Source organism: Streptomyces sp. NPDC034085 (assembly GCF_055575555.1).
Genome location: NZ_JBVISL010000005.1, coordinates 170,136 through 194,842 on the forward strand (window position 1 = coordinate 170,136; position 24,707 = coordinate 194,842).

Annotated in this window: 26 protein-coding genes; 12 read left to right on the forward strand and 14 right to left on the reverse strand. The window is 70.9% G+C overall.

Annotated elements, in window-relative coordinates:
* Nucleotides 1-12: 12 nt before the first annotated feature.
* Nucleotides 13-750 carry a hypothetical protein gene (locus tag ACZ501_RS19455; protein ID WP_468796859.1) on the reverse strand — a complete coding sequence of 246 codons (738 nt, stop codon included), beginning with the start codon at nt 748-750 and terminating at the stop codon, nt 13-15.
* A 386-nt stretch (nt 751-1,136) separates the two neighbouring features.
* Between ACZ501_RS19455 and ACZ501_RS19460 the strand changes: the two genes are divergently transcribed.
* Nucleotides 1,137-2,249 carry a glycosyltransferase gene (locus tag ACZ501_RS19460; RefSeq protein ID WP_468796862.1) on the forward strand — a complete coding sequence of 371 codons (1,113 nt, stop codon included), beginning with the start codon at nt 1,137-1,139 and terminating at the stop codon, nt 2,247-2,249.
* A gap of 121 nt (nt 2,250-2,370) precedes the next feature.
* On the opposite strand, the gene thiC is transcribed toward ACZ501_RS19460, so the two are convergent.
* Complete coding sequence (gene thiC / locus ACZ501_RS19465) at nt 2,371-4,158, reverse strand: phosphomethylpyrimidine synthase ThiC (RefSeq protein ID WP_361595621.1); 1,788 nt, start codon at nt 4,156-4,158, stop codon at nt 2,371-2,373.
* A 178-nt stretch (nt 4,159-4,336) separates the two neighbouring features.
* Between thiC and ACZ501_RS19470 the strand changes: the two genes are divergently transcribed.
* A complete protein-coding gene (locus ACZ501_RS19470; protein WP_468796865.1) occupies nt 4,337-5,782 on the forward strand; it encodes a YibE/F family protein in 1,446 nt (481 codons plus the stop codon).
* 89 nt (nt 5,783-5,871) lie between these two features.
* Here ACZ501_RS19470 and ACZ501_RS19475 read toward each other — a convergent pair whose 3' ends face one another.
* The 4 genes from ACZ501_RS19475 to ACZ501_RS19490 form a co-directional block, all read right to left on the reverse strand.
* Entirely contained in the window at nt 5,872-6,321 is a 450-nt protein-coding gene (locus ACZ501_RS19475) for an SsgA family sporulation/cell division regulator (protein ID WP_361595627.1), read from the reverse strand.
* Between the two features lie 96 nt (nt 6,322-6,417).
* Nucleotides 6,418-7,164 (reverse strand): IclR family transcriptional regulator, encoded by a 747-nt coding sequence (locus tag ACZ501_RS19480; RefSeq protein ID WP_361595630.1) that lies wholly within the window; start codon nt 7,162-7,164, stop codon nt 6,418-6,420.
* A 348-nt stretch (nt 7,165-7,512) separates the two neighbouring features.
* Nucleotides 7,513-7,731 carry a DUF5326 family protein gene (locus ACZ501_RS19485; protein WP_361595873.1) on the reverse strand — a complete coding sequence of 73 codons (219 nt, stop codon included), beginning with the start codon at nt 7,729-7,731 and terminating at the stop codon, nt 7,513-7,515.
* A 204-nt stretch (nt 7,732-7,935) separates the two neighbouring features.
* Nucleotides 7,936-8,253, reverse strand: coding sequence for a cupin domain-containing protein (locus tag ACZ501_RS19490; protein ID WP_361595633.1), 318 nt, complete (start codon nt 8,251-8,253; stop codon nt 7,936-7,938).
* 91 nt (nt 8,254-8,344) lie between these two features.
* On the opposite strand from ACZ501_RS19490, the gene ACZ501_RS19495 reads away from it, so the two are divergent.
* The 4 genes from ACZ501_RS19495 (at nt 8,345) to ACZ501_RS19510 (ending at nt 11,561) form a co-directional block, all read left to right on the forward strand.
* Nucleotides 8,345-8,725, forward strand: a complete 381-nt coding sequence (locus ACZ501_RS19495) for a phage holin family protein (RefSeq protein ID WP_361595636.1) — start codon at nt 8,345-8,347, stop codon at nt 8,723-8,725.
* A gap of 49 nt (nt 8,726-8,774) precedes the next feature.
* Entirely contained in the window at nt 8,775-9,947 is a 1,173-nt protein-coding gene (locus ACZ501_RS19500; protein WP_468796869.1) for a cystathionine gamma-lyase, read from the forward strand.
* Between the two features lie 176 nt (nt 9,948-10,123).
* Nucleotides 10,124-11,020 carry a LysR family transcriptional regulator gene (locus ACZ501_RS19505; protein WP_362454838.1) on the forward strand — a complete coding sequence of 299 codons (897 nt, stop codon included), beginning with the start codon at nt 10,124-10,126 and terminating at the stop codon, nt 11,018-11,020.
* Nucleotides 11,021-11,081: 61 nt separating this feature from the next.
* Complete coding sequence (locus ACZ501_RS19510) at nt 11,082-11,561, forward strand: NUDIX hydrolase (RefSeq protein ID WP_361595645.1); 480 nt, start codon at nt 11,082-11,084, stop codon at nt 11,559-11,561.
* A gap of 37 nt (nt 11,562-11,598) precedes the next feature.
* On the opposite strand, the gene ACZ501_RS19515 is transcribed toward ACZ501_RS19510, so the two are convergent.
* Nucleotides 11,599-12,891 (reverse strand): globin domain-containing protein, encoded by a 1,293-nt coding sequence (locus ACZ501_RS19515; RefSeq protein ID WP_468797312.1) that lies wholly within the window; start codon nt 12,889-12,891, stop codon nt 11,599-11,601.
* A gap of 33 nt (nt 12,892-12,924) precedes the next feature.
* Complete coding sequence (locus ACZ501_RS19520) at nt 12,925-13,575, reverse strand: HAD family hydrolase (RefSeq protein WP_362454840.1); 651 nt, start codon at nt 13,573-13,575, stop codon at nt 12,925-12,927.
* A 165-nt stretch (nt 13,576-13,740) separates the two neighbouring features.
* On the opposite strand from ACZ501_RS19520, the gene ACZ501_RS19525 reads away from it, so the two are divergent.
* From ACZ501_RS19525 to ACZ501_RS19535, 3 genes are read left to right on the forward strand one after another with little or no spacing between them, the layout of a single operon-like run.
* Nucleotides 13,741-14,646 (forward strand): GNAT family N-acetyltransferase, encoded by a 906-nt coding sequence (locus ACZ501_RS19525; RefSeq protein ID WP_361595652.1) that lies wholly within the window; start codon nt 13,741-13,743, stop codon nt 14,644-14,646.
* Between the two features lie 18 nt (nt 14,647-14,664).
* The gene (locus ACZ501_RS19530) at nt 14,665-15,129 is read left to right on the forward strand and encodes a GNAT family N-acetyltransferase (protein WP_361595655.1); all 465 of its coding nucleotides are present in this window, start codon (nt 14,665-14,667) and stop codon (nt 15,127-15,129) included.
* 54 nt (nt 15,130-15,183) lie between these two features.
* Nucleotides 15,184-16,359, forward strand: a complete 1,176-nt coding sequence (locus tag ACZ501_RS19535) for a winged helix DNA-binding domain-containing protein (protein ID WP_468796872.1) — start codon at nt 15,184-15,186, stop codon at nt 16,357-16,359.
* 49 nt (nt 16,360-16,408) lie between these two features.
* On the opposite strand, the gene ACZ501_RS19540 is transcribed toward ACZ501_RS19535, so the two are convergent.
* Together ACZ501_RS19540 and dnaB are read right to left on the reverse strand one after the other, a co-directional pair.
* The gene (locus ACZ501_RS19540) at nt 16,409-17,794 is read right to left on the reverse strand and encodes a serine hydrolase domain-containing protein (RefSeq protein WP_468796875.1); all 1,386 of its coding nucleotides are present in this window, start codon (nt 17,792-17,794) and stop codon (nt 16,409-16,411) included.
* Between the two features lie 9 nt (nt 17,795-17,803).
* On the reverse strand, nt 17,804-19,267 hold the full coding sequence (gene dnaB / locus ACZ501_RS19545) for a replicative DNA helicase (RefSeq protein ID WP_361595876.1): 1,464 nt from the start codon (nt 19,265-19,267) through the stop codon (nt 17,804-17,806).
* A gap of 452 nt (nt 19,268-19,719) precedes the next feature.
* On the opposite strand from dnaB, the gene ACZ501_RS19550 reads away from it, so the two are divergent.
* On the forward strand, nt 19,720-21,057 hold the full coding sequence (locus tag ACZ501_RS19550; RefSeq protein WP_468796878.1) for an MATE family efflux transporter: 1,338 nt from the start codon (nt 19,720-19,722) through the stop codon (nt 21,055-21,057).
* A 127-nt stretch (nt 21,058-21,184) separates the two neighbouring features.
* Here the strand turns inward: ACZ501_RS19550 and rplI are convergent, their stop codons facing one another.
* The 4 genes from rplI to rpsF all read right to left on the reverse strand — a co-directional run bounded on the left by rplI (nt 21,185) and on the right by rpsF (nt 22,879).
* A complete protein-coding gene (rplI, locus tag ACZ501_RS19555) occupies nt 21,185-21,631 on the reverse strand; it encodes a 50S ribosomal protein L9 (RefSeq protein ID WP_125594108.1) in 447 nt (148 codons plus the stop codon).
* 18 nt (nt 21,632-21,649) lie between these two features.
* Nucleotides 21,650-21,886: a 30S ribosomal protein S18 gene (rpsR, locus tag ACZ501_RS19560; RefSeq protein WP_005315025.1), complete on the reverse strand. Its 237-nt coding sequence runs from the start codon at nt 21,884-21,886 to the stop codon at nt 21,650-21,652.
* A gap of 42 nt (nt 21,887-21,928) precedes the next feature.
* Nucleotides 21,929-22,516 carry a single-stranded DNA-binding protein gene (locus tag ACZ501_RS19565; protein ID WP_361595670.1) on the reverse strand — a complete coding sequence of 196 codons (588 nt, stop codon included), beginning with the start codon at nt 22,514-22,516 and terminating at the stop codon, nt 21,929-21,931.
* Between the two features lie 72 nt (nt 22,517-22,588).
* The gene (gene rpsF, locus ACZ501_RS19570) at nt 22,589-22,879 is read right to left on the reverse strand and encodes a 30S ribosomal protein S6 (protein WP_004950685.1); all 291 of its coding nucleotides are present in this window, start codon (nt 22,877-22,879) and stop codon (nt 22,589-22,591) included.
* A 251-nt stretch (nt 22,880-23,130) separates the two neighbouring features.
* Here rpsF and ACZ501_RS19575 point away from each other — a divergent pair, with 251 nt between their 5' ends.
* Together ACZ501_RS19575 and ACZ501_RS19580 are read left to right on the forward strand one after the other, a co-directional pair.
* Nucleotides 23,131-23,454 (forward strand): hypothetical protein, encoded by a 324-nt coding sequence (locus tag ACZ501_RS19575; RefSeq protein WP_361595674.1) that lies wholly within the window; start codon nt 23,131-23,133, stop codon nt 23,452-23,454.
* A 131-nt stretch (nt 23,455-23,585) separates the two neighbouring features.
* Complete coding sequence (locus ACZ501_RS19580) at nt 23,586-24,704, forward strand: lipid II:glycine glycyltransferase FemX (RefSeq protein WP_361595677.1); 1,119 nt, start codon at nt 23,586-23,588, stop codon at nt 24,702-24,704.
* Nucleotides 24,705-24,707: the final 3 nt, after the last annotated feature.

Consider the following 24,707-nt stretch of genomic DNA (forward strand, 5'->3'; position numbering starts at 1 on the left):
GTACGCCGGGTACTAGCGCGTCCGGGCCGCGTGAGACTTCGCGATCTTGTTGACCGGGTGGTTCGGCTTGGTCTTCAGGAACGGCTTGTCGCCGAACTTCCGCTGGAGGAGCGCCGGCGGGAAGCCGGAGACCTGCGTCCAGCCGGCGTCACAGGTGAGGCTGCGCTCGCCCATGGTGTTGACCCGGCGGCAGGTGATCTCCCAGAGCTCGTTGTCCGTGGTCAGCACCTGGACGGAGACGTCGTTCGCCTGGGACGCGACGGAGATGGCGCAGGCGTTGCTCGGGAAGTCATCCCGGGCGCCCACGTTGACCCAGAAGAAGGCGCTGTTGTCGGGGCTGATCCGGCGGATGCCCGCGTACGCGGTCCCGTTGGTCAGGACCGCCTTGACCTCTTCGGAGTTGTTCGGGTTGTACGCGTCGACGTCCTGGCACGGACCGGCGGGCCCGGTCGGACCCGTCGGGCCGGTCGGGCCCGTGGCGCCCGACGGGCACCTGTCGTGGCCGCCGTCGTCGCCGCGCGGGCCGTCGTCGCCGCGCGGGCCGTCGTCGTCGCCCCCGCCCAGGTACTGGCCCAGCAGCTCTTGGGTCAGCGGCTTGCCGGCGTTGCGGTTCCGCTGCGGATGGTCGTGCGGCGGGCGGTCCTCGTCGCACTCGTCCCCTCCGCCCGCCGGCCCGACGGCGCTCAGGGCCGGGGTGGCGGCGGTGATCTCCTGGGCGGTTGCGACGGTGGGGCTGGCCAGGCCGACCATGACCAGGGAGAGCGAGGCCAGGGCGCCCCCGACGTACCAGGCCCGACTACGAGGAACGGGACCCAGGGAGGAACGGGTCCTGTGCTCACGACTCATCAAAGCGCTCCTTCGGAACGTACTGCCGCGCCGAAACGGGTGACACCCCGGTCGCGGGTTCGAGCTTCCTCCGGGAAAACGGACGAAGCGCCCCGCACCTTGAGCGCTGGGGGCCCGACGTCAACACATCGGCCTAGCAGACCCCCGCCCCGTGGGTGGCGTCGCAGCCGCATACGCAGTAGTGCTCCCGGCGAGTCGTGGACAACCGCACCGAAGCGCTCACTACGGTCACGAGCCGACACCGGCCTGGCCGTCCCCCGGGGGCGGCCCGCACACCGTGGACGGGACCTTTGAGCGCAACAGTCTGCCTGAACATGATCGTCAAGAACGAGGCTCCGACCATCCGGAAGTGCCTGGAGTCGGTGCGCCCCCTGATCGACACCTGGGTGATCGTGGACACCGGGTCGACGGACGGCACCCAGGACGTCATCCGGGAGTGCTTCGGCGATCTGCCCGGCACCCTGTACGAGCGCCCGTGGAAGGGCTTCGACGGCAGCCGCACGGAGGCCATCGAACTCGCCCGCTCCACGGCCGACTACCTGCTGTTCATCGACGCGGACGACGAGATGCGGGTGGAGCCCGGCTTCCGCATGCCGGACCTGACGCACGACGCGTACAAGCTGGCGGTCCACCACGGCCCGGTCATCCACTACCGTCCGTCGCTCGTCTCCACCCGGCTGCCCTGGCGCTACGTCGGCGTGCTGCACGAGTACCTCGACTGCGGACGAGAGCACAGCCAGGAGGTGCTCGAGGGGGTCAGCATGCTCATCGTCGGCGGAGGGGCCCGCCTGCGGGAGGGCGGCGAGCGGGCGAAGTACCTGCGCGACGCGAAGATCCTCGAAGAGGGGCTCGCCAAGGAGCCCGGCAACCCCCGGTACGCGTTCTACCTGGCCCAGAGCTGGCGCGACGCCGGCGAGCCGGAGAAGTCGCTCGCCGCCTACGACCACCGCGTCGCCATGGGCGGCTGGGTCGAGGAGACGTACTGCGCCCGGGTCTACGCCGCACGGATCGCCGCGGAGCTGGGGCGGCCGCCGGCCGAGGTGATGGACCGCTACCTGCGCGCCCACGAGAGCCGCCCCACGCGCGCCGAGGCGCTCGGCGACCTCGCCCGCCTCTGCCGCGTCGAACAGCGCTGGCCGCTGGCCTACCTGTTCGCCCGGCAGGCGGTGCGGATCCCGTACCCGGACGACATCCTGTTCGTCGAGTACGCCTGGCACGACTGGCGCGCGCTCGACGAACTCGCCATCGCGGCCTACTGGACCGGCGCGTACCAGGAGTCGCTGGACTGCTGCGAGCGTCTCCTCGGGGAGGGCAAACTCCCCGACGAGCAGCGCGAACGGGTGCTCGCCAACCGCGAGTTCGCCCGCCGCGGGCTGGGGGCGGGATACGGCGTGGTGGCCTGAACCGCCCGCGGCCGGCGGACCCGCGCCGCCACCGCACCGGGCCGGCCCGCGACTCCCCCCATGAGGTCGCGGGCCGGCCCGTGTCCGGGTCCGGGTCCCGGATCCGTGTCCGGTCCCGGGGTCAGTCGGCCAGCGGCAGGTAGACCCGGTTGCCCGAGGCCGCGAACTCGGCGGACTTCTCCGCCATGCCCGCCTCGATCTCGTCGGCCTTCAGGTCACCGCCGTGCTCCCGGCGGATGTCCTGCGAGATCTTCATCGAGCAGAACTTCGGACCGCACATCGAGCAGAAGTGCGCGGTCTTGGCCGGCTCCGCGGGGAGGGTCTCGTCGTGGAACTCGCGGGCCGTGTCCGGGTCGAGGGCCAGATTGAACTGGTCCTCCCAGCGGAACTCGAAGCGCGCGTCCGACAGGGCGTCGTCCCACTCCTGGGCACCGGGGTGGCCCTTGGCCAGGTCCGCCGCGTGCGCCGCGATCTTGTACGTGATGACGCCGGTCTTCACGTCGTCCCGGTTGGGCAGGCCCAGGTGCTCCTTGGGCGTGACGTAGCAGAGCATCGCCGTGCCCCACCAGGCGATCATCGCGGCGCCGATGCCCGAGGTGATGTGGTCGTACGCGGGCGCGACGTCCGTGGTCAGCGGGCCGAGCGTGTAGAACGGCGCCTCCTCGCAGATCTCCTGTTGGAGGTCGATGTTCTCCTTGATCTTGTGCATCGGGACGTGGCCCGGGCCCTCGATCATGGTCTGCACGTTGTGCCGCTTGGCGATGGTGTTCAGCTCGCCCAGCGTCTTCAGCTCGGCGAACTGCGCCGCGTCGTTGGCGTCCGCGATGGAGCCGGGGCGCAGGCCGTCACCCAGCGAGTAGGTGACGTCGTACGCCGCGAGGATCTCGCAGAGCTCCTCGAAGTTCGTGTAGAGGAAGTTCTCCTTGTGGTGCGCCAGGCACCACGCCGCCATGATCGAGCCGCCGCGCGAGACGATGCCGGTCTTGCGGCGGGCGGTCAGCGGCACGTAGGGGAGCAGCACGCCGGCGTGGACGGTCATGTAGTCGACGCCCTGCTCGGCCTGCTCGATGACCGTGTCCTTGTAGATCTCCCAGGTCAGGTCCTCGGCCCTGCCGTCGACCTTCTCCAGCGCCTGGTAGAGCGGCACGGTGCCGATCGGCACGGGGGAGTTGCGCAGGACCCACTCGCGGGTGGTGTGGATGTTGCGGCCCGTGGAGAGGTCCATGACCGTGTCGGCGCCCCACTTGGTCGCCCAGGTCATCTTGTCGACCTCCTCCTCGATGGAGGAGGTGACGGCGGAGTTGCCGATGTTGGCGTTGACCTTCACCAGGAACTTCTTGCCGATGATCATCGGCTCGATCTCCGGGTGGTTCACGTTCGCCGGGAGCACCGCGCGGCCGGCGGCGATCTCCTCGCGCACGACCTCCGGGGAGACGTTCTCGCGGATCGCCACGTACTCCATCTCCGGGGTGACCTCGCCCCGGCGGGCGTACGCGAGCTGCGTGACGGCGGCGCCTCCACGGCCCCTGCGGGGCTGGCGCGGACGGCCCGGGAAGACCGCGTCGAGGTTCTTGAGGCCCCCGCGCGGGGAGGTGTGCTTGATGCCGTCGTCCTCGGGGCGGACCGGGCGGCCCGCGTACTCCTCGGTGTCCCCGCGGCCGATGATCCAGTTCTCGCGCAGCGGGGGCAGGCCCCGGCGCACGTCGGTCTCGATCTGCGGGTCGGTGTACGGCCCGGACGTGTCGTAGAGCGTCACGTCCTTGCCGTTGGTGAGGTGGACCTGGCGGACCGGCACCCGGATGTCCGGGCGGGAGCCCGCCAGGTATCCCTTGTGCCAGCCGGGCTGGCGCTCGGTCTGGCCGTCGGCGTCCTGGCTGACGGCAGGCGTGCGTGCGTCCTGAATGGTCATGAGACCTGATCTCCCTACGCCGGCATTACCCGGTAACAGGTTCGGCGGTCGACGCAGCCTCCTCCCGTACGCATTCTCCTGCGCGTACGGTGATCAGCGCCCTCTCAGCCCGGTGCTCCGAGCTCCCGCGTTGTGCAAAGTAGCCCCCACGTTAGCGTCGTGTGTGGCGTGCTGAACAGTGGGCCCCCTCATCTCTTGCGATGATCTGCCGGTGACGACCTCGCCGCAGCCTCCCCACGAGCCCACAGATCCCTCGGGCCACACCGGCCACGGGCATGCGTCCCACCGGCACGCGGCCGACTCCTCGCACGGGCATTCCCACGGGCATTCCCACGGCCACGGCCCGGCGGCTCCGGTCTCCAAGCACCTGCGCAAGGTGATCGCAGCCGTACTGATCCCCTTCGCCGCAGCCGTGTTCGTCGGCATGGCCGTGCTCTGGCCCGGCGGCGCCCCCGCGCACGAACGCACCGGGGTGGGCTTCGACCGGCAGACCCAGCAGGGCAAGGTCGTCGCTCTCGCGAAGGTCGACTGCAAATCGGTCAACGCCTCGCAGGTCCCCCCCACCGGTGACACCTCCACCCCCGAGGGGCGCGAGGCGCAGGCCGCCCGGACCGGCGAGTGCAAGAAGGCCACCGTCGAGGTCACCAGCGGGCCGGAGCAGGGACGAGCCTTCTTCGAGATCGTCCAGCCGGGCGCGCCACGGCAGTTGGAGAAGGGCCAGGAGGTGGTGGTCGCCTACGCGCCGGACGCGCCGCGGGACCTCCAGTACTCGGTGATCGACCTGAACCGGAAGCTCCCGCTGGCCCTGCTGGCCGGCATCTTCGCCGTCGCGGTCGTCGTGGTGGGCCGGATGCGCGGACTGTTCGCCCTCATCGCGCTCGTCGTCAGCTTCGGCGTCCTGACGCTCTTCATCCTCCCGGCGATCCTCCAGGGCTCGAACCCCTTGCTCGTCGCCGTCATCGGCGCGAGCGCGATCATGCTGATCGCCCTCTACATGTGCCACGGGCTGACGGCGAGGACCTCCGTGGCGGTCCTCGGCACACTGGTCTCGCTGCTGCTGATCGGGCTGCTGGGCTCGGTGTTCATCGGCCGGGCGTTCCTGAGCGGCAACACGGACGACAACACCGGTCTCATCCACGGGCTCTACCCGGACATCGACATGAGCGGCCTGCTGCTCGCGGGCGTGATCATCGGATCGCTGGGCGTGCTCGACGACGTGACCGTCACCCAGACGTCGGCCGTGTGGGAACTCCACCAGGCGGACCCGGACATGGGCCCGCGCGCCCTGTACCGGGCGGCCATCCGGATCGGCCGCGACCACATCGCGTCGGTGGTCAACACCCTCGTGCTGGCGTACGCCGGCGCCGCGTTGCCCTTGCTGCTGCTGTTCTCGATCGCCGACAGCAGCATGGGCACGGTGGCCAACAGCGAGCTGGTCGCGGAGGAGATCGTTCGGACCCTCGTGGGCTCCATCGGGCTGGTGGCCTCGGTGCCCGTGACCACGGCGCTGGCGGCGCTGGTGGTCTCGGCCGACCGGCCGGCGGCCGCGGGCGGCGGTGGGGCCGCCGGGGCGGCCGCGGGGCCGGCCCGCGGCGGCCGGGGCCGGCGGCGGCGCAAGCGCTGAAGGGCGGGCTGCCGGGGAGACGTGGGTGACGGTGACGGTGACGGTGACGCCGCGCGGCCCCGGCCCCGGCCCTGGCGCCGTTGAGCTCGTCAGCCCGCGTTGCGCTCGTTCTGCTGCGCGTCGGCGAGGATCTTGTCGAGCGCCTGGTCGAGGCTCTCCTCGAAGTCGCCGAGGTTGCGCTCCTGACCGAGCGGAACGATCCGGTCGGTCCGGTCCAGGAACGCGACGAGCGGTGCGGCGCCGGCCCGGAACAGGGCTCGGTCCGCCGCGACCTGGAGCCGGATGTGGACGTCGGACAGCTCCTCCGGACCGGCGGGCGCGATGTGCACGTCGCCGTCACCGCAGGGCTTGTTGATGCCGTCGAGGAGCAGCTCCCGGCCGAACGCCCAGGTGACGGGCGCGTCTCCGGGAAGGTGGAAGGTGAGGCGTACCGCGTAGGGGTCCCCGGCGTCGTACCGGAGTTCCACCGGGATCCGGAACGCGAGCTCCTCGGAAACGAGGAAGCTCATCATGACCTCTGCCTGTACCGACTCGCGCATTGCCTACCCCGCTGTTGTGGAAGTGGCCGGAATGATCCCCCAGTGCCCCCTTGACAAGGGTGGTGGAAGCCCAAGCAGATCACAAGGAGTGAGTTTTCAGATACTGATAGAGAACGAGAGGGTGCTCAACAGCGCGCCTACTTCACTCCGTAGCCGTTCGATTACAGAGGGCAATCGGACTTCCTGGTGCACGGGTAGGGAAATGGCCATGGTCGCCGCGGCGTCGCCGGCCGTGATGGGGATGGCCGCGCACACCGTGCCGAGGGCGTATTCCTGACGCTCGGTCACGGGCTGCATGCGCCCCAGGGAGCCGATCCGCTGCTCCAGTGCCTGCACGTCCCGCACGGTGTACGGCGTGATGCTCTCGACGGGGTGCCGGTCGTAGTGGTCCCTGCGGGTCTTCTCGTCGAGCTGGCCGAGCAGGCACTGGCCGATGGCGTGGGCATGGCCGGTCGCGCGGAAGTCCGCCCATTCCTCGCAGGCCGGATGGGCGGAGGTGTCCGAGACGCCTACGACTTCGATTTCACCCTCGCGGTACACCGCGAAGTAGACGGGGGCCCCGACGACGTCCCGGAAGTGCGCGAGCGAGTCGAGGATCATGCTGCGACGTTTCTGCTGAAGTCCGCCGCCCGCCAGCCGGCCGGCCGCGTCTCCGAGGACGAAGACACCGCTCTCGCGGCGCAGATAGCCCTCGTGCGTGAGGGTGCGGAGCAGGTGGTACGCGGTGGGGAGCGGGAGCCCGGCTTCGCGCGCCAGCTGTTTCGCCGGGGCTCCCCCACTATGGGAACCCGCCGCTTCGAGGAGTCTCAACGCCCGCTGCACCGAACCGATCAGGGTCGGCACACCGGCATTGGGAATCGATGACAAAGCTCACCCCCAGCCGTGGCGACGGGCCTTGGGGGGACCCGCCCTGCGGGGGCCGCCCCCGCGTGTGCCGTCGCTCCCGGGGGTCGTGCTCAGCGGCTGCTTCGACGTGACCGCCTGTGGAGGGCGGAGGTACCTGCTGTCGGCGCCCGGGGATCGGCACGGATTGCCACTGTATCCACCCGGTCCCGGCACACGGGCGGTCCGGCCGGGCCCGTTCCCCCGCCTGGGTTAATCCCCTTACCCGTTGGGGTCGGGACCCGTGGCGGTCCGGGGCCCGGGGGGGGTGTCCAGGACGCGTGGAGGGAGCCGGGCGGGGCCGCGGTCCTACCACTCGCCGGAGGAAGCCTTCGACCCGCTGCCGGTGAACTTCTTGACCGCGAAGACCACGGCGCCGACCAGGGCGACGAAGAGGAGCAGCTTGAAGGCGAAGGAGATCAGCGCGCCGAGGATGGAGGTGATCACTCCGCCGAAAACGAGGAGCGCCAGCAGCGGGACGGCGACCCACTTGACCCACCAGGGCATGCCCGCGAACACCGCTCGGATCCCGTCCATGTTCCTACCTCTTCCTCGTCCGTGACCCCGTGCGCGCGACGTCGTGCGTGCGCGTGTCCGGGAGCCCCCATGTCCGTTTCTTCCTCGCTCCGATGCTAGGAGGCGGCGGCTCCGCACGGGGCTCCGCCGGCCCCCGGAACCCCCTGACCCGCCCCCTAGGGGGATCGGGGGCGGGACCCTCGGACCGGGGCCGGCTCAGCTCTCCGGCGGGGAGAACACCACCATCACCTTCAGGGGTTCGGTGATGTGGTGGAACTTGTGCGGCACCCCCGCCGGGACGTAGACGACACTGCCGTTGGCCACCACCGTCGTCTCCTCGCCGACGGTGATCGAGGCCCTGCCGCTCACCACGAAGTACACCTCGTCCTGGCGGTGCGGCTGCTGCGGGTCGCTCTGCCCGGCGTCGAGCGCGTAGAGCCCGACCGACATGTTCCGCTCCCGCAGGAACTGCAGATAGGCGCCGTCGTTGGCGGCGCGCTCCGCCTCGAGCTCATCCAGCCGGAAGGCCTTCATCTTCGCTGTGCCCCTCGCTCTTGCCACTCGTGCACGAGATCCGCTGATCTGCCGATGCCCGGCCCGGATCTTCTCTGCCACGATCAGACACATGACGAATTTCGTAGTCAAGACGCTCGCCAACGCGGCGGCCCTGGCCGTCGCCATCTGGCTGCTCTCCGGCATCACGCTCGACGACGGCAGCAGCACGGGCCGCCGCGCCCTGACGCTGATCCTGGTGGCTCTGGTCTTCGGCCTGGTCAACTTCCTCGTCAAGCCGGTGGTGAAGCTGCTCTCGTTCCCGCTGTTCATCCTCACCCTGGGCCTGTTCACCCTCGTCGTGAACGCCCTGATGCTGCTGCTGACCTCCTGGCTGGCCGAGCAGTTCGACCTGAGCTTCCATGTGGAGGGCTTCTGGACCGCCGTCCTCGGCGGCCTGATCATCTCCGTCGTCTCCTGGGCCGTGAACCTGGCCCTGCCCGACAAGAACTGAGCGTCCACCCGCGCACCGCGGGCCCGGCAGACGAGAAGGAGCACCCCGCGTGAACGAGCACACCGCCGCCGACACGGCCGCGGTCCCGTCCGAGCAGTACGGCGACGGCACCCGGGCCGTGCGCGCCGGGCTTCCCGAGCCCGTCAAGAACGAGCCCCCGCTGCCCGGCCCGGTCTTCGCCGCCCACTTCCACCTCCCCGGCGAGGTCGAGGGCCCGTACACCTACGGCCGCGACACCAACCCCACCTGGACCCTGCTGGAACGGGCCATCACCGAACTGGAGGCCCCGGGCCGGGAGGGGGCCGAGACCGTCGTCTTCGCCTCGGGCATGGCGGCCGTCTCCGCCGTCCTCCTGTCGCAGGCCCGTACCGGCGACACCGTCGTCCTGCCGTCGGACGGCTACCAGGCCCTGCCCCTGGTACGCGAACAGCTGGAGGCGTACGGAGTGCGGGTGCGCACCGCGCCGACCGGCCAGGACGCCCAGCTCGGCGTCCTCGACGGGGCCCGGCTGCTGTGGATCGAGACGCCGTCCAACCCGGGGCTCGACGTGTGCGACGTACGCCGCCTCGTGCGGGCCGCCCACACCGGGGGCACCCTCGTCGCCGTCGACAACACCCTGGCGACCCCGCTCGGGCAGCGCCCCCTGGAACTCGGCGCGGACTTCTCCGTCGCCAGCGGGACCAAGGGGCTCACCGGCCACGGGGACCTGCTGCTCGGCTACGTCGTCTGCCGCGGCCCCGAGCAGGCCGCGGCCATCCGCCGCTGGCGCAAGATCGTCGGAGCGATCCCGGGACCCATGGAGGCCTGGCTCGGCCACCGCTCCCTGGCCACCCTCCAGCTGCGGGCCGGACGCCAGTGGGGCAACGCCCTGGCCGTGGCCGAGGCGCTGGCCGACCGGGCCGAGGTCACCGGGCTGCGCTACCCGGGGCTCGCCTCGGACCCCTCGCACAAGACGGCCGCCCGGCAGATGCACGGGTTCGGCTCGGTCGTCTCCTTCACCCTGCCGGACCGGGCGCACGCGGAGCGCTTCATGACCGCCCTGCACCTGGTCGAGGACGCCACGAGCTTCGGCGGAGTCCGGTCCACCGCCGAGCGGCGCGGACGCTGGGGCGGCGACGCCGTGCCGGAGGGCTTCATCCGCTTCTCCGCCGGGGCCGAGGACCCCGAGGACCTGGTCGCGGACGTGCTCCGGGCCCTGGATTCCGCCGCCGCCGGGGCCTGAACGGCACAGGAGGGGAAAGCGGTCCGAGCCTCCCCCCTGGTGGCTCGGACCGCCCCGGTACCCCGTGGGGACCACGCCGACAAGGCTAGTTGACTCAGCGTCAGAGTCCAATCACGGTAACGACAGGGGCCTATCGGCATATTTATAGTTGAAGGCCCCCACCGAGAGGGGCCGCCATGGACCTGGCCCTGCTGCGCACCTTCGTCGCCGTGCACCGGGCCGGCTCGTTCACCCGGGCCGCCACGCTCCTCGGGCTGTCCCAGCCCGCCGTCACCTCGCAGATCCGCACCCTGGAGCGACAGCTCGGGCGGCCCCTGTTCCACCGGCGCGCCCGCGGCGTCACCCCCACCGCGGTCGGCGACGAGCTGGCCCACAAGGCCGCCCCGCACCTCGACGCCCTGCTCCGGATCGCCGAGACCGAGCGGGAGGCCGCCGGCACCCTGCGGACCCTGCACCTCGCCGGTCCTCCGGAATTCCTGTGCCTGCGCGTGCTGCCCGCCCTCGCGCCGCTGGTCGGCCAGGGGCAGACGCTGCGCACCGCCCTCGTGCCCGGCGCCGAGGAGAACCTCGCCGGGCTGGCCGCCGGACAGCACGACCTGGTCGTCACCACCGCCCGTCCGCGCGGCGGCCCCTTCACCGCGAGCGCCCTCTGCGACGAGGAGCAGGTGCTGGTCGCCGCCCCCTACTGGGCCGCCCTGGCCGACCCGGCCGGGCTGAGCGCCTCGGGCCCGGCGGCACTGGAAGGGATCCCGGTGGTCGAGGTGCACGAGAGCCTGCCGCTGGTCACCCGCTACTGGGCCGCCGTCTTCGACTCCGTACCCGATGCCGCCGCGACCGTCGTGGCCCCCGACCTGCGGGCCGTGCTGGAATGCGTCCGGGCGGGGGCGGGACTCGCCGTCCTGCCGCGCTACTTGTGCCAGGACTCCCTCGACCGCGGTGAGGTCGTCGCCCTGCTGGAGCCCGCCGTGCCCCCGCTGCGCACGTGGTTCCTCGTCGTCCGGGCCGGCAGCCTGGCCCTGGCCCACCTCGCCCGGGCCCACGAGCGCCTGGTGCGCGCCGCCGCGCACTGGTGAGCCCCTTGGGTTCCGGACGATGGCGCGTTTCAGATGCGCGGGCGCGGGCCACTCTTCACCCATGACCGAACGTCCCGTCGTCAAACGCACCGCCCGCGCGATCCTGCTCGACGGTGACGCCCTGATCCTCATCAAGCGCACCAAGCCCGGCGTCGATCCGTACTGGGTCACCCCGGGCGGCGGCGTGGAAGCGTCGGACAGCACGGTCGTCGAGGCGCTCCACAGAGAACTCCACGAGGAACTCGGCGCCAAGATCACCGACGTGGTGCCCTGTTTCGTGGACACGGTCGAGCACATCGGCTCCGGGGGAGTGACCGGGGTGAAGGTGCAGCACTTCTTCGTCTGCCGGCTCGCGTCGATGGACCCCGGCCTGCGGCACGGTCCCGAGGTCGACGACCCGCAGGGCGAGTACGAGATCGTCCGCGTGCCCTTCAGCCGCGTCGGCATCGCCGCCGTCCACCTCGTCCCGCTCTCACTGCGCCACTACCTCGACGGCAACATCGAGGGGGTGCGCGCCATGCACGCCCCCGACCTGGGCTGACGGCCCTGCGGGCCGGGGATGGCGGGCCGGGCCGGTCTCAGCCGGCCACGCCCGCCAGCTCCTCCAGCGCGTCGTAGCGGATGCGCTCCCCGGGGATCCCGATCCGCTTGAGCGCGTCGACACCGCTGCGGATCATCGCCGGCGGCCCCGAGATGAAGGCGTCGTACGAGCTCCAGGGCCCGTTCTCACCGACCGCCTGCGGCAGCTGCCCTGCCAGCCCCTCCCCGATCACCGGGCGGACCGACAGCCACGGGTGGGAGCGCTGCAAGCCCAGCAGGGTGTCCTTGTCGTAGAGGTCGTTGTCACTGCGCGCCCCGAAGAAGACCTCCATGGGACGCCGCTCCCCGTGTTCCGCCACGTCCTCGATCAGCGCCTTGATCGGGGCGATGCCGGTGCCACCGCCCAGACACAGCATCCCGTTGTCGGTGCTGTGGTCCACCACCATCGAGCCGGCCGGCGGCCCCAGCCTCAGGACGTCGCCCGGGCGGGCGTGCCGCACCAGGGCGTTGGAGACCCAGCCGGCCGGGACGGCCTTCACGTGGAAGGACAGCAGCCCGTCCGCGCGGGGCGCCGAAGCGAAGGAGTAGTGCCGCCAGACCCGCGGCCACCACGGGGTCTCCAGGCTCGTGTACTGGCCCGCGAGGAACGGGTACGGCTGGTCGGGGCGGACCGTCAGCACGGCGATGTCCGGGGTGCGCAGGTCGTGCGAGACCACCTCCGCGTGCCACCAGGCCGGTGCGCGGGCCTCGTCCTCCGCCGCCGCATCGATCATGGTCTGCGAGATGGTGGTGTAGGCGCGCACCCAGGCCGTCTCGGTCTCCGGCCCCCAGGACATCTCCGCGTACCGGGCCAGCGCGCCGAGCAGGGCCTCTCCGACCACCGGGTAATGGGTGGGGAGGGTGCCGTACTTGCGGTGCCCGGCTCCGAGCCGGCGCAGGTACGGGGTCAGTACGGCCGGGTCGTCGATGTGCTCGGCGGCGGTCAGCAGGGCCTTCAGCAGCCGGTCGCGCTGGACGTCCATGGCGACAGGGAACATCTCACGGACCTCGGGGTGCCGCGTGAAGACGAGGGCGTAGAAGTAGGAGGTCACCTTGTCCGCGACGGGTGCGATCTCCGCGAGGGTACGGCGGATGAGCACGGCGTCCGGGGACGGCTCGATCGCACCGCCCCCGGAGGGTATCCGGCCCGTCGGTCTGGCCGATCTGGTGGGCGGAGCGTCCATGCGGTGCCTCGCTTCGAACATCTCGGTCGGGTCTGGTACGCCACGGCCTCGGATCCGTGGCTCCGGGTTCCACAGCGTGCCACCCGGCCGGAAGCTCTGCGGGGGAATGGAAAAAACGGAGTTTCGAACCCCCTTTTCCCCCTAGGATGCCTCGACTCCCGAACGTGCCCCGCCCACGAGCTGGTATGCCTCCCGGAGGTCCCGGCCCTCGTAGACGTACGTGGCCCGCGCCGCCAGGTAGGGCCGGGCGTTCACCGCGACCGAACGCGGCACCGCCTCGAAGAGCATCGAATCGGTCCTGGAGTCCCCGTACGCGACGCAGTCGGCCCGGCCCACTCCGAACTGCGCGCACAACCGGTCCGCGATGTCCACCTTGCGCTCGGGCGTCAGGATCCCGGTCACGTCGACGGGCTGGGTGAAGGGGACCGTCGGGTAGACCGATCCGTGAGCGGCGTGCGCGCCCCACTCCAGCAGCAGCTCCACGAAGAAGGAGGGTGACAGCGAGATCACCGCACAGTAGTCCCCGCGCTCGCGGATCTCCGTCCAGACGTCCCGGATCCCCGCCAGCCACGGTGACCCGTCGAAAGCCGCCCGGACGTGTGCGAGCGTCAGGTCGGCCCAGAGCTCCCGGGCCGCCACCGAGAATTCGTGCGGACCGATCTCCTGGGCGGCGAAGGCCCGTTCCAGCTCTGCGATCTGCCGGTCGACACCGAGCTGCCGGGAGATCTCCACCGGTGCGGCCGATCCGTACATCAGGGTGCCGTCGAGGTCGAACAGGTGCAGCGAGGTCATAGCCGTTGAGGCTATGCGATGTTTCACGTGAATCACGGAGCGGCATGTTTCACGTGAAACATGGAGCGGCATGTTTCACGTGAAACATGGAGCGGCCCGAAACATGGAGCGGCCCGATCGTCAATTCTCTGGACTCCCCGCAAGTCGGTGATCCACTCTGGGCCGGTGACACCACCACTGCTCACCGACCTGCCGATCCGCGTACTGACCCCGGATGACCTCCGTCACTGCGCCGACCTGTCCGAGGACCGCGGTTGGCCGCGCGAGGACCACAAGTGGGGGCTGCTGCTCACCGCCGGAACCGGATACGGCATCGACGCCCCCGACGGCCGGGGGCTCGCCGCCGCCTGTGTCGTCACCCGGTACGGAGACCCCGGCGCGAAGCCCGACCTCGCCGCCATCGGGATGGTCCTGATCGCGGACCGGTACGCCCGCAACGGCCTGGGGCGCCGCCTTATGACGCACGTGTGCGACGACATGCTCGCCGGGGTCCCGCTCACCCTGCACGCGACCCCGTACGGCCGCCCGCTCTACGAGGAGCTCGGCTTCGACACCACGGGCCGCGCGGAGATGCTCAGGGGCGCCTTCCGCCCCGAACCGGACGGCCTCACGTCCGCTCCCGCTTCCGCCGGCGCCGGTGTCCGCGTCCGGCCGGCCACCGCCGAGGACCTCCGGGAAATCGTCCGGCTGGACACCGAGGTGTTCGGCACCGACCGGACCCACCTCCTCACCCGGCTCCCGGCCTTCACGGACAGGCTGTTCGTCGCCGAGGACGACGCCGGCACCCTCATCGGCTATGCCGCGATCTGGCCCAACATGGACACCCATGTCGTCGGCCCGCTGATCGCCCGCGACACCACCGCCGCCAAGGCCCTGGTGTCCGCCCTGGCCGCGAGCACCGAACGGGACCTGCGGACCGATGTCGACGTGCGCCACGAAGAACTTCTCGTGTGGCTGAAGGAACGCGGCCTGCGGTCCGTGGCCTTCAACGCCGTCATGACGCGCGACATCCCCGGCCTTCCCGGTGACTGGTCCCGTCGCTGGGCTCCACTCACCGTCGCCGCCGGCTGAAACGAGGACACTCCTTCCATGACCGAAGCCACCCCCGAGCTGACCATCCGCCCCGCCACCGAAGCGGACCTGCCCGACATCGTCGCCATGCTCGCCGACGACCCCCTCGGCGCCACGCGCGAGTCCCCGGACGACCTGGCTCCTTACGCCGCGGCCCTGGAGCGCCTGACCGGCGATCCCCACCAGCACGTCGTCGTCGCCGTCCGCGGCGAGCGCGTCGTGGGCACCCTCCAGCTCACGATCGTTCCGGGCCTCTCCCGCAAGGGCGCCACCCGCTCGATCATCGAGGGAGTCCGCATCCACGCCGACGAGCGCGGCAGCGGCCTGGGGACCCTCTTCGTCGAATGGGCCGTCGAGCGGTCGCGGCAGGAGAACTGCGCGCTGGTCCAGCTCACCTCGGACGCGACCCGCACCGACGCCCACCGGTTCTACGAGCGGCTCGGTTTCACCGCCTCCCACGTGGGGTTCAAGCTCCAGCTCTGAGCGGTTCCGGCACATGCCGGGCCGCCGTCGGCGGCCCGGCCTACGATCGGGAGGATGAGCCCCAGCCTTCCCCTGGTCACCACGGCCGAGCGCCGCCACCGGCTCGGCCGGCGGCACCGCCTGGCTCCCTCCGCCCGCGCCGCCACCGTGAGCGAGGCCGCGGACGCCGTCGTCGCCCTCCACGCCACGGACGCCGCGACGCTCTACCTGTCCGTCCGTGCCCGGCTGGCCGAGGGCGGGCCCGCCACGATCGAACAGGCCCTGTACGAGGACGTCAGCGTCGTCCGCATGCTCAGCATGCGCAACACCCTCTTCGCCGTCTCCGCCGGCCTCGCCCCGTACGTGGACGCGTCCACCGCCCGGAGCATCGCCGTGAAGGAGCGCCGGACCTTCCTGAAGCACCTCGACGAGGACGGCCGGGGTCTCGACGCCGACTGGCTGGCGCACGCGGAGGCCGCCGCCCTGGAGGCGCTCGACTCCCGAGGTGCCTTGACGGGCAGCCAGCTCTCCGCTGCGGTACCGGCCCTGCGGCAGAAGATCACCATCGGCCGCGGCAAGACGTACGAGACCGAGACCGGCGTCGCCACCCGCGTCATCCGTCTCCTGGCCGCCGACGGCCGGATCCGGCGGGACCGGCCGCGGGGTTCGTGGACCTCCAGCCAGTTCCGGTGGGTGCACACGCAGCCCTGGCCTCCGGTGCCCGCCGCCGAGGCGCGCGCCGAGCTGGCCCGCCGCTGGCTGCTCGCGTACGGCCCGGCCACCGAGGCCGACCTCAAGTGGTGGACGGGGTGGAACCTCACCGACGTGCGCAAGGCCCTGGCGGCCGTGGGGCCCGAGCAGGTCCGCCTCGACGGTGGCGCAACGGCGCTCGTCTGCCCCGGGGACACCGGGCCCGAGCCGGCCGTGGAACCCTGGGCCGCACTGCTGCCCGGACTCGACCCCAGCGCCATGGGCTGGGCCGACCGGGGATTCCACCTCGACCCCGCCCACCGCCCGGCCCTGTTCGACTACGCGGGCAACATCGGGCCGACCGTGTGGTGGAACGGCGAGATCATCGGCGGCTGGGCCCAGCGCCCCGACGGCGAGATCGTCTGGCGGCTGCTGGGCAGTCCCGGCCGGGCCGCCGAGGAGGCGGTCGCCGCGGAGGCCGCCCGGCTGGCCGACTGGGTGGGGGCCGCCCGCATCACGCCCCGCTTCCGCACTCCGCTGGAGCGGGAACTCGTCGCCTGAGCCGGGCACGAGCCCCCGGCCCCCGGCCCCCGGCCCGCGGCCCGCGGTGTCAGCCGATGCCCCGCCAGCCCTGCGGATCCACGCCGCCGGGCACGGGGGCCGCGGGGTCGTAGGGTTCGCGCGTGAAGACGAACGAGGCGAGGTCGAGGTGGCTCACGGAGCCGTCCTCCCGCCGCACCGCCCGCAGCGTCTCCCCGGCGTAATAGCCCGTCAGGCCGGTCCAGGTGCCGTCCGCTTCGGCGCGGAAGCGGGCCGCCCGGCCGGTGGCGCCCACCGGGCTCAGCTCCAGCGATCCGTCCGCGTTCAGCCGCACGACCTGGGCCGACGTCCCCCAGTACCAGGGGCCGCACAGCTCCAGGGGCACCTGGTCGCCCTCCTTGAACGGCTGCCACGGCTCGGGGATGCGCGGCTCCGCGTCCGCCACGATCGCCACGAGGTCGGCGGCCACCGTCGACGGCGGCAGACCCGAGGTGCAGTTGGCCAGCACGACCGCCGCCACGTCGTCGGCCTCGCTGAACCACAGGCCGGCGACGAAGCCGGGCAGCGAGCCGCCGTGCCCGGCGAGCCGGCGCCCGCCCTGGTCCGCCACCTGAAGGCCCAGCCCGTACCCGAGCTCGGCGAGCCCGGGCTCCGGGGGCGACGCCGCCGTACGCATCTCCCGTACGCTCGCGACGCTCAGTACGCGCTCGTCACCGCGCATCAGCAGCCGGGCGAACCGGGCGAGGTCGCCGGTCGTCGACCACAGCTGACCGGCCGCGGCCATCAGCCCCAGGTCCTCGGACGGCTCGGGCATCATCACGTCCGCCCAGGGGTGCACCGCCCAGCCCCCCGCGTGCGGGGCCTGCGGAAGGCCGCTCGTACGCTTCAGCCCCAGCGGCTCCAGCACCTCGGCGCGCAGCACCTCCTCCCACGGCTTGCCGCGCAGCGCCTCGACGAGCGAACCCAGCAGGGTGTAGCCGGGGTTGGAGTAGTGGTGCCGGGTCCCGGGAACGTGCCTGAACGGCTCCTCCCCGAGCACGTCGGCGAGCTCCGGCCGCAGTACGGCCGGCGAGCGCTCCCACCACGCGCCGGGCGTCTCCGCCGCGAGTCCCGCGGTGTGGGCCAGCAGCTGGCCGATGGTCACGTCGTCCGCTCCGCTGCCCGGGAGGTGCTTGCCCAGCGGGTCCGACAGCTGGAGGAGGCCCTCGTCCCGCAGTCGCATCACCAGGACGGCCGTGAAGGTCTTGGTGATCGATCCGATCCGGTACTGCACGTCGCCGTCCGGCCCGTGGCCCTCGACGCAGGTCCGGGAACCCTCCCAGACCACCTCGCCGCCCCGTACGACTGCCGCCACCAGCGAAGGGGACCGCCCCTCGCGCTGTGCGACGGCGATCCGGTGCCTCAGGGCGCGCCGGGTGGCGGGGAGCAGTTCCAGGTCTTCAGAGAGGGCATCCATGATCGGATGCTACGTGTTGGCCATGTCCACGAACCGCGAATAATGGCCCTGGAAAGCCACGGTGATGGTGGCCGTGGGGCCGTTTCGGTGCTTGGCGACGATCAGGTCCGCCTCGCCCGCGCGGGGCGACTCCTTCTCGTACGCGTCCTCTCGGTGCAGCAGGATCACCATGTCGGCGTCCTGCTCGATCGAGCCGGACTCGCGCAGGTCGGAGACCATCGGCTTCTTGTCGGTGCGCTGCTCGGGACCACGGTTCAGCTGGGAGAGCGCGATCACCGGCACCTCCAGCTCCTTGGCCAGCAGCTTGAGGTTTCGGGACATGTCCGAGACCTCCTGCTGACGGCTCTCGGGACGGCGCGAGCCACCCGACTGCATCAGCTGGAGGTAGTCGATGACGACGAGCGAGAGGTCGTTGCGCTGCTTGAGCCGGCGGCACTTGGCCCGGATCTCCATCATCGACAGGTTGGGGGAGTCGTCGATGTAGAGCGGGGCTGCGGAGACGTCCGGCATCCGGCGGGCGAGGCGGGTCCAGTCGTCGTCGGTCATCGTGCCCGAGCGCATGTGGTGCAGCGCCACCCGGGCCTCGGCCGAGAGCAGGCGCATGGCGATCTCGTTGCGGCCCATTTCGAGGGAGAAGATGACGCTGGGCAGATTGCTCTTGATGGAGCACGCGCGGGCGAAGTCCAGCGCGAGCGTCGACTTTCCCATGGCGGGTCGCGCGGCGATGACGATCATCTGGCCCGGGTGCAGGCCGTTGGTCAGCGAGTCGAGGTCGGTGAACCCGGTCGGCACCCCGGACATCTGGCCGGAGCGCGAGCCGATCGCCTCGATCTCGTCGAGTGCGCCCTCCATGATGTCGCCGAGCGGCAGGTAGTCCTCGGACGTGCGCTGCTCGGTGACGGCGTAGATCTCGGCCTGGGCGCTGTTGACGATCTCGTCGACGTCCCCGTCGGCCGCGTACCCCATCTGTGTGATCTTCGTACCGGCCGCCACGAGGCGGCGCAGTACGGCCCTCTCGTGGACGATCTCCGCGTAGTACTCGGCGTTGGCCGCGGTCGGGACGGACTGCACCAGGGTGTGCAGGTACGAGGCACCGCCGACCTTGCCGATCTCACCGCGGCGGGTCAGCTCGGCGCCGACCGTGATCGGGTCGGCGGGCTCGCCCTTCGCGTACAGGTCGAGGATGGCCTGGTAGATCGTCTCGTGCGAGGGCCGGTAGAAGTCGTGGCCCTTGAGGACCTCGACCACGTCGGCGATGGCGTCCTTGGACAGCAGCATGCCGCCGAGCACGGACTGCTCGGCGTCCAGGTCCTGCGGCGGGACGCGCTCGAAGCCGCCCCCTCCGCCGTCCCAGGAACCGCCCTCGCGGCCCCGGTCCTGCTGGTCGTCGCCGCGGCCGCGGCCTTCGCCACCCCGGCGCGAGCGGGTGGGGAGACGGTCGCCGGGACCGCTGTCGGCCCAGGGGTCGTCCATGGGCTCGGGCATGCTCACCGGGCCGCCTCCTCCCGTCCGCAGCGCGGACCTCGCCGTGGCAGTCTTTCTACGACACGGCTCTGACATTCGGGACACCCGGACCGGCTCTGAGCGCGTCGGGCAACGCCCAACGGTAGGGCCGCGAGCGGCGACAGCCAATCTTGTTATCCACAGGCTGTGTGGATGAGATGTGGACGACGGACCCAATGCTGTGGGTAAGTCGCCCGAAGCTGTGCACAGACCGGGGGACGACGCTGTGGACAAAATCACCCACCCCGCCCCCACACCGCCACTGACCTGCGCTTTCTCCCAGGGAGGGCGAGGGTGGGGAAAAATCTTGGCCACTGTCTCAAGATCGTCCCCGACGGGCCGGAAAGAACGCCCAAGTCAGGAGCTTGGTAATGGCCCAAGGACCCTTGTGTCCATTACCTGTGGAAGATTAGATTGGGCGCATGACACAGGCCCCCACAGCCGCGAAGGCCACACCGAAACGGCACGACCGCGAGATACTCGCACTCGCCGTGCCCGCCTTCGGCGCCCTCGTCGCCGAGCCCCTCTTCGTGATGGCCGACAGTGCCATCGTGGGCCACCTCGGCACCCCGCAGCTGGCCGGCCTGGGCGTCGCGGCGGCCCTGCTCACCACCGCCGTGAGCGTCTTCGTCTTCCTCGCCTACGCCACCACCGCGGCCGTGGCCCGGCGCGTGGGAGCGGGCGACCTCCAGGCCGCCATCCGGCAGGGCATGGACGGCATCTGGCTCGCCCTGCTGCTCGGCACGGCGGTCGTCGCCGCCGTCCTGCTCACCGCGCCGTGGCTGGTCTCCCTCTTCGGCGCTTCGGACACCGTCGCGCCGTATGCAGAAACGTATCTTCGGATCTCCGCCCTCGGCATACCCGCGATGCTCGTGGTCCTGGCCGCCACCGGCGTCCTGCGCGGCCTCCAGGACACCCGCACGCCGCTCTACGTGGCCGTGGGCGGTTTCGCCCTCAACGGCGCCCTGAACGTGGCCCTGGTCTACGGCGCCGGTCTCGGCATCGCCGGATCCGCCTGGGGCACGGTCATCGCCCAGTGCGCCATGGCCGGGGTGTACCTCGTCACGGTCGTCCGCGGCGCCCGGCGCCACGGCGCCTCCCTGCGGCCCGACGCGGCCGGCATACGGGCCTGCGCCCAGGCCGGGGTGCCGCTGCTGGTCCGCACCCTGTCCCTGCGCGCCATCCTGATGATCGCGACGGCCGTGGCGGCCCGGCTGGGGGACGCCGACATCGCCGCCCACCAGATCCTGCTGTCCCTCTGGAGCCTGCTCGCCTTCGCGCTGGACGCCATCGCCATCGCGGGCCAGGCCATCATCGGCCGCTACCTGGGCGCCGGGGACACCGAGGGAGCGAAGGCCGTCTGCCGCCGCATGGTGCTCTGGGGGATCGTCTCGGGCGTCGTCCTGGGTCTGCTGGTCGTCCTGGCCCGGCCCGTGTTCATCCCGCTGTTCACTGGCGATCCCGTGGTCGAGGACGCCCTGCTGCCCGCCCTGCTGGTGGTGGCCCTGAGCCAGCCGGTCTGCGGAGTGGTGTTCGTGCTGGACGGGGTGCTGATGGGTGCCGGCGACGGCCGCTACCTCGCCTGGGCGATGCTGGTGACCCTGGCGGTCTTCGCGCCGGCCGCGCTCCTGGTTCCCACCCTCGGCGGCGGCCTGACGACGCTCTGGTGGGCCATGACGCTGATGATGCTGGTCCGGATGGCCACCCTCCAGCTCCGCGCCCGCTCCGGCCGGTGGCTGGTCTCCGGGGCCACTCGTTGACCACACTGATGTTTCACGTGAAACACGACCGCTGTGGGGCCATGTTTCACGTGAAACGACGAACCATGTTTCACGTGAAACGACGAAGGGCCGCACCCCGGAGGGTGCGGCCCTTCATGCGCTGCCCTTAGGCGGCGACGACCTCGATGCCCACGTTCGCGACGACCTCGGCGTGCAGACGCACGGAGACCTGGTACGAACCGAGGGTCTTGATCGGGGAGCCCAGCTCCACGCGGCGCTTGTCGACCTTCGGGCCACCGGAAGCCTCGACCGCGGAAGCGATGTCGGCCGGGGTGACGGAACCGAAGAGACGACCGGCGTCACCCGCGCGGGTGGCCAGACGGACCTTCACGCCCTCGAGCTTGGCCTTGACCTCGTTGGCCTGCTCGATGGTCGCGATCTCGTGGATCTTGCGGGCGCGGCGGATCTGCGCCACGTCCTTCTCGCCACCCTTGGTCCAGCGGATCGCGAAACCACGCGGGACCAGGTAGTTGCGAGCGTAACCGTCCTTGACGTCGACGACATCGCCGGCGGTGCCGAGGCCAGAGACCTCGTGGGTCAGGATGATCTTCATTAGTCGGTCACCCTTTCCTTATCGCGCGGTGGACGTGTAGGGCAGCAGCGCCATCTCACGGCTGTTCTTGACGGCCGTGGCGACGTCACGCTGGTGCTGCGTGCAGTTGCCGGTAACGCGGCGGGCACGGATCTTGCCGCGGTCGGAAATGAACTTCCGCAGCATGTTCGTGTCCTTGTAGTCCACGTACGCGGTCTTGTCCTTGCAGAACGCGCAGACCTTCTTCTTAGGCTTGCGCACAGGCGGCTTCGCCATTGTGTCTCTCCTGTGTGATCAAGAAGTTTGGATGCGAGCGCCCTAGAAGGGCGGCTCGTCCGAGTAGCCACCGCCGGAGCCGCCGGAGCTTCCGCCCCAGCCGCCCCCGCCGCCCTGCTGCTGGCCGCCGGCCGGCGCACTGGACGCCCACGGGTCGTCGGAGGGAGCTCCGCCGCCCTGGGGCGCACCGCTGGGGGCTCCGCCCCAGTTGCCGCCGCCCTGCTGCTGGCCGCCACCGCCGCCGTATCCACCCTGGCCGCCGCGACCGGTGGTCTTGGCGACCTTGGCCGTGGCGTTCTTCAGGCTGGGGCCGACTTCCTCGACGTCCAGCTCGTAGACCGTGCGCTTGACACCCTCACGGTCCTCGTACGACCGCTGCTTCAGCCGGCCCTGCACGATGACGCGCATGCCCCGCTGAAGGGACTCGGCGACGTTCTCCGCCGCCTGACGCCAGACCGAGCAGGTCAGGAACAGGCCTTCGCCGTCCTTCCACTCATTGGTCTGCTTGTCGAAGATGCGGGGAGTGGACGCGACACGGAACTTCGCGACCGCCGCACCCGAGGGGGTGAAGCGCAGCTCGGGGTCGTCGACGAGATTGCCGACGACCGTGATGACGGTCTCGCCTGCCATGGATGAACCTCTCGGCGGGGATTACTGCTGGGCTGCTGTGCTACTCGATCCCGATTACCGCTGAACCGGAGTTCAGTGGGTCTCGGGGCGAAGGACCTTGGTCCGGAGAACCGACTCGTTCAGGTTCATCTGGCGGTCGAGCTCCTTGACGACCGCAGGCTCGGCCTGAAGGTCGATGACCGAGTAGATGCCCTCGGGCTTCTTCTTGATCTCGTAAGCGAGACGACGACGGCCCCAGGTGTCGACCTTTTCGACCTTTCCGTTGCCCTCACGGACGACGGAGAGGAAGTTCTCGATCAGCGGGGAGACAGCGCGCTCCTCGAGATCGGGGTCGAGGATGACCATCACTTCGTAGTGACGCATGTGGAACCCACCTCCTTTGGACTCAGCGGCCACGGTCGTTCCGTGGCAGGAGGGTCGTGATGCGTGCCGCACGGCGACTGAGAGCAGACACCGCGCAGACCGTACAGACTACCTGCTCGACTCCTTCCGGTTGAAATCCGGCGGGAGGAGGCCACAATCTGTAGGCACCGGGTGTGCTCGGTGCTATGCCTCCCGCCCAGGCGGGAGGCGGCCGCGCGCGCCGTTCTGCGTCAGCCAGGAGGTGCCTTCCGATGGCACAGGCCATGCATCGCCAGTCCTCGCCCCCGCCGATCTCGCTCCTCTCCACCGACGGCAAGCCGCATCCGCTCCAGGACACCCTGATGGCGGTCACCCTGGTCCTCGGCGCCGTGGCGTTCGTCACTGCGTTCTTCCACCATCTGCACCTGCTCAGCTCGTGGGCCGGGCTGATCGGGATCGGGACCGGGCTGTACGGACAGTTCATCTCCGCCACCACCCGAGAGCGCTTCGCGCTGATCATCGGCCTTGGCGCGTCTGCCATCGGCTTCTTCCTCGGAATGGCGCACGGCGGTCTCTTCGGCGGCTGGTTCGGCTGACCGGGGGACCTCCGCGGCGGGGCGCCGGTCTCAGTCCGGCCCGGGCACCGGCCCGACCCCCAGATGGGTGGCGCCCCCGTCGCAGTAGGCTTCGCGCCATAGCAGCGAAGCCGCCCGAGGAGACACCCCGCATGAGCCTGTCCCTGAGCACCATCAGCCGAGAGCAGCATCTGGCGTACCTCCAGAGCCTGCCCTCGGCTAGCCACTGCCAGGTCCCGGCATGGGCCGACGTCAAGAACGAGTGGCGCTCGGAGAACCTCGGATGGTTCGACAAGTCCGGTCAACTCGTCGGTGCCGCGCTCGTGTTGTACCGCCAGCTGCCCAAGGTGAAGCGGTACCTCGCGTACCTCCCCGAGGGCCCGGTCATCAACTGGTACGCCCCCAACCTGGAGGAATGGCTCCAGCCGATGCTGGCCCACCTCAAGCAGCAGGGCGCCTTCACGGTGAAGATGGGCCCGCCCGTCGTCATCCGCCGCTGGAATTCCGCCGCCATCAAGGCCGGCATCCAGGACCCCGAGGTCAAGCGCCTGCGCGACGTCGAGGCCACGCACATCGAGCCCCGCGCCTTCGAGGTGTCCGACAAGCTGCGCCGGATGGGCTGGCAGCAGGGTGAGGACGGCGGCGCGGGGTTCGGCGACGTCCAGCCCCGCTACGTGTTCCAGGTCCCGCTGGCCAACCGCTCCCTGGACGATGTCCTCAAGGGCTTCAACCAGCTGTGGCGCCGCAACATCAAGAAGGCCGAGAAGGCCGGCGTCGAGGTCGTCCAGGGCGGCTACGACGACCTGCCCACCTGGCAGTACCTGTACGAGATCACGGCCGAGCGCGACAAGTTCCGCCCGCGCCCGCTCAGTTACTTCCAGCGCCAGTGGACGGCCCTCAACTCCGAGGACCCCAACCGGATGCGCCTGTACATCGCCACGCACGAGGGGGAGCCGCTGGCCGCCGCCACGATGCTCACCGTCGGCCAGCACGTCTGGTACTCGTACGGCGCCTCCGCGAACCACAAGCGCGAGGTGCGGCCCTCGAACGCGATGCAGTGGCGCATGCTGCGCGATTCGTACGCGCTCGGTGCCAGCGTCTACGACCTGCGCGGCATCTCTGACACGCTGGACGAGAACGACCACCTGTTCGGCCTGATCCAGTTCAAGGTCGGTACGGGCGGCGAGGCCGTCGAGTACGTCGGCGAGTGGGACTTCCCGCTCAACAAGGTGCTGCACAAGGCGCTCGACATCTACATGTCGCGCCGCTGACCC

What these genes read in the sequence shown, in the direction of transcription:
- ACZ501_RS19455 (WP_468796859.1), bottom strand. Translation starts at nt 750, where the DNA reads ATGGTCGGCCTGGCCAGCCCCACCGTCGCAACCGCCCAGGAGATCACC.
- thiC (WP_361595621.1), bottom strand. Translation starts at nt 4,158, where the DNA reads ATGACCATTCAGGACGCACGCACGCCTGCCGTCAGCCAGGACGCCGAC.
- ACZ501_RS19475 (WP_361595627.1), bottom strand. Translation starts at nt 6,321, where the DNA reads ATGCGCGAGTCGGTACAGGCAGAGGTCATGATGAGCTTCCTCGTTTCC.
- ACZ501_RS19490 (WP_361595633.1), bottom strand. Translation starts at nt 8,253, where the DNA reads ATGAAGGCCTTCCGGCTGGATGAGCTCGAGGCGGAGCGCGCCGCCAAC.
- ACZ501_RS19495 (WP_361595636.1), top strand. Translation starts at nt 8,345, where the DNA reads ATGACGAATTTCGTAGTCAAGACGCTCGCCAACGCGGCGGCCCTGGCC.
- ACZ501_RS19505 (WP_362454838.1), top strand. Translation starts at nt 10,124, where the DNA reads ATGGACCTGGCCCTGCTGCGCACCTTCGTCGCCGTGCACCGGGCCGGC.
- ACZ501_RS19510 (WP_361595645.1), top strand. Translation starts at nt 11,082, where the DNA reads ATGACCGAACGTCCCGTCGTCAAACGCACCGCCCGCGCGATCCTGCTC.
- ACZ501_RS19520 (WP_362454840.1), bottom strand. Translation starts at nt 13,575, where the DNA reads ATGACCTCGCTGCACCTGTTCGACCTCGACGGCACCCTGATGTACGGA.
- ACZ501_RS19530 (WP_361595655.1), top strand. Translation starts at nt 14,665, where the DNA reads ATGACCGAAGCCACCCCCGAGCTGACCATCCGCCCCGCCACCGAAGCG.
- ACZ501_RS19535 (WP_468796872.1), top strand. Translation starts at nt 15,184, where the DNA reads ATGAGCCCCAGCCTTCCCCTGGTCACCACGGCCGAGCGCCGCCACCGG.
- ACZ501_RS19540 (WP_468796875.1), bottom strand. Translation starts at nt 17,794, where the DNA reads ATGGATGCCCTCTCTGAAGACCTGGAACTGCTCCCCGCCACCCGGCGC.
- dnaB (WP_361595876.1), bottom strand. Translation starts at nt 19,267, where the DNA reads ATGGACGACCCCTGGGCCGACAGCGGTCCCGGCGACCGTCTCCCCACC.
- ACZ501_RS19550 (WP_468796878.1), top strand. Translation starts at nt 19,720, where the DNA reads ATGACACAGGCCCCCACAGCCGCGAAGGCCACACCGAAACGGCACGAC.
- rplI (WP_125594108.1), bottom strand. Translation starts at nt 21,631, where the DNA reads ATGAAGATCATCCTGACCCACGAGGTCTCTGGCCTCGGCACCGCCGGC.
- rpsR (WP_005315025.1), bottom strand. Translation starts at nt 21,886, where the DNA reads ATGGCGAAGCCGCCTGTGCGCAAGCCTAAGAAGAAGGTCTGCGCGTTC.
- ACZ501_RS19565 (WP_361595670.1), bottom strand. Translation starts at nt 22,516, where the DNA reads ATGGCAGGCGAGACCGTCATCACGGTCGTCGGCAATCTCGTCGACGAC.
- rpsF (WP_004950685.1), bottom strand. Translation starts at nt 22,879, where the DNA reads ATGCGTCACTACGAAGTGATGGTCATCCTCGACCCCGATCTCGAGGAG.
- ACZ501_RS19575 (WP_361595674.1), top strand. Translation starts at nt 23,131, where the DNA reads ATGGCACAGGCCATGCATCGCCAGTCCTCGCCCCCGCCGATCTCGCTC.
- ACZ501_RS19580 (WP_361595677.1), top strand. Translation starts at nt 23,586, where the DNA reads ATGAGCCTGTCCCTGAGCACCATCAGCCGAGAGCAGCATCTGGCGTAC.